Genomic DNA, 2,586 nt, shown 5'->3' with positions numbered 1-2,586 from the left:
GTAAGCGGTCAATAGACCGCACCCCTTGCGCAGTCCTTCCGTTCAGGTCTTGAGCGCAGCGATGCTCCAGGGCAGCAAGGCCTCGTAGTCATCGACGGTCTTGGCCCGTGGAAGTGCCACCAGGAGCGAGCGCAGGTACTGGTACCCATCGACGCCATTGACCTTGCAGGTTTCCAGCAACGAGTACAGGTTGGCGCTCGCGTTGGCACCGGCCACGGTGTCGGCGAAGAGCCAGTTGCGTCTTCCGATGACGAACGGACGGATTGAATTTTCACAACCGTTGTTGTCTACGGGCAAGTGCCCGCTGGTGACGAAGCGCTCCAGCTTGGGCCACTGCGAGGATAGGTAGTGCAGCGCCTTGCCCAGCAAACTGCCCGGCAGCACCGCATGAACGTTGGCCAGCAGCAAGGCCTGGATCTCTTGCAGCACCGGCACACTGTGGGCCTGGCGGCTGTGCAGCAATGCACCCGTATCCAGCCCTTGCTCTTTGGCCAGGGCCTCCACACGGTAGAGCTTGCCGATCAGTGCGATGAACCTGGCCGCCAACTGCTCTGGCCCACGGTTGGCTTTGGGCAATGCCTGCAGCGCATCATTGAAGTAACGTCGGCAATGAGCCCAACACCCGATGTGCACGAGCTTGTTGGCCAAGGCGATTTTGTTGTAGACCTCGTAGCCGTCAGACATCAGCACGCAGCCCTCGCGCGCACCGACGTACAGACGCTGCGCTGCCTCGGTGCTGCGTGAAGGTGAGTAGGCGAACAAGCGTATGGGCGGACCAGAGCCGCTGGCGCCAGAGCCATCGGTCATCTGCGCCCACATGTAGCTCTTGGACTGGGCGCTGCGCCCGGCCTCCTTGAGCACCTGGATCTCGGTCTCGTCGCCGAAGATCAGGGGTGCGTCCAACACCATATCTCGCAACAGGTTGATGACGGGCTGCACCGCCTGGCCCACCCGCACGACGCTGGCGGCCATGGTGTTGCGCGAGAGATCGCTGCCACCGAAGCGCCCCAGCAAGGCCGCCTGGCGGTACAGCGGCAGACCGTCCACGTACTTGGAAGTGATCACCCAGGCCAGCAGGCCTTCGCTGAACAGGCCCTTGGGAATGACTTGCTCGGGCTTGGCCGCCAGACGCAGCGTGCCGTCGCAGCACGGGCAGGCGTACTTGACCCGCTCATGCCGGATCACGCGCACTTGTTGCGGGATGATGTCGAGCTGCTCGCTGGCCTGCACGCCAATCTCCCGCAGCACGGCACCGTCGTGAGGGCAGACCCGCTCGGATTCGGGCAGTTCGTGGCGCACCACCTCGCGCGGTAACGCCGGGTCCAGTGGTTTGCGCCCACGCTTGGTCCGTTTGTGAGCGGGAACCTCGACGGTGTTGCCATCGGCCTCGGTTTCTTCCTGTGCCGGCTGGGCCGCCGAGCCGAGCGCATCGGCCTCGTTGAAGAACATGTCCTTCTGGTGGCCGGCGCTGGCCTCGCTCTTGGCCGCAAACAGCTGGCGCTTGAACTTGTTCAACTGCTCCTTGAGCAGGTCGCGCTCGGCGCGCGTGATGCGCAACTCACCAGCGAGCGATTCGCTGGTCTGGGTGGCCTGGGCCAGCGCCTTTTGCAAGGCTGCAAATTCTTCGGCAGTGGGCATATGAACCATCGCCTACTTCGATCTGCTTGTCGCTCAGGCGGTTCCTTGTGACGGCTATTTTGCGACAAATATTTTGAGTCACCGACCCACTGCGACTCAGGCGACACGCTCGTAGAACCGCTGTGGGTGTCGCTGTGTGACCGCCAGATCAATGCCATCAAGCAACCAGTGAAGTTGCTCCACCGTCAGTGTCGGCACCACCGCTTCGTCTGGCCAGATGAAACGGTCTTGCTCCAGGCGCTTCATCAGCAGCCAGAAGCCGTTGCGCTCCCAGACCAGGATCTTGACCCGGTTGCGCTGGCGGTTGCTGAACACATACACCGCCGCCGCGAACGGGTTCATGCCCAGGGCTTGCTCCACCAGGATGGCCAGACCGTTGACACCCATGCGAAAGTCGATGGCCGGGCGGTGCAGGTACACCGTCAGCGTGTCGTCGAGCCGAAACATGGCAGACCCCCCAGAAGTTCAAGGACGGGCAACAACTCGCCCGGGCCCGTATCGCTCAGGTTGACCTCCACCCCATTGGGCAGTCGGGCGTGAAGTCGAACCTTCAGCGCAACAGCAGTGGCCGGCACTGCCCCGGGGGCCGCAAGCCGCAGCGGCACAAAAGTATCTGTACTGGCAAGGGCCACGGTCGGCATGTTGACCCGATTTGTCTTCATGTCCGCGCCCATGCTCTGCGTGATCCAGCGGCGCAGCAAGTTGGCGTTGATGCCACATTGCAGCGCCATGCGCGCCACCGACACGCCCGGCTTCAGGCAAGCCCGAACCACCTCGGCCTTGGCCTGCGGGTCGTACACGGCACGCCCATCGTTCTTGCGCCCCGTGACCAGGCGTCGTACCACCTCTGAATCGATCTCTGACATACGCGTCCACCTTGTTCTACATGGACACGTAGCTTCCTCTCTCAGGCACTCTGTGGAAAGACGTAGTTCAATGACCGCTTAC

3 protein-coding genes are annotated in these 2,586 nt (G+C 62.7%); all 3 read right to left on the bottom strand.

Annotation, left to right across the window (positions count from 1 at the left end; translation table 11 throughout):
- Positions 1 to 42: 42 nt before the first annotated feature.
- Complete coding sequence (gene tnpC / locus ACFQPB_RS23770; RefSeq protein WP_382228884.1) at positions 43 to 1,647, bottom strand: IS66 family transposase; 1,605 nt, start codon at positions 1,645 to 1,647, stop codon at positions 43 to 45.
- 87 nt (positions 1,648 to 1,734) lie between these two features.
- A complete protein-coding gene (gene tnpB, locus ACFQPB_RS23765; RefSeq protein WP_382228881.1) occupies positions 1,735 to 2,085 on the bottom strand; it encodes an IS66 family insertion sequence element accessory protein TnpB in 351 nt (116 codons plus the stop codon).
- Positions 2,061 to 2,504: a transposase gene (locus tag ACFQPB_RS23760; protein ID WP_382228878.1), complete on the bottom strand. Its 444-nt coding sequence runs from the start codon at positions 2,502 to 2,504 to the stop codon at positions 2,061 to 2,063. Before ACFQPB_RS23760 ends, tnpB begins: the two co-directional genes overlap by 25 nt.
- Positions 2,505 to 2,586 lie beyond the last annotated feature (82 nt).

This window comes from Hydrogenophaga atypica (assembly GCF_042665215.1).
Lineage (GTDB): Bacteria > Pseudomonadota > Gammaproteobacteria > Burkholderiales > Burkholderiaceae_C > Hydrogenophaga > Hydrogenophaga defluvii_A.
This window is presented reverse-complemented; position numbering and strand designations above follow the sequence as displayed.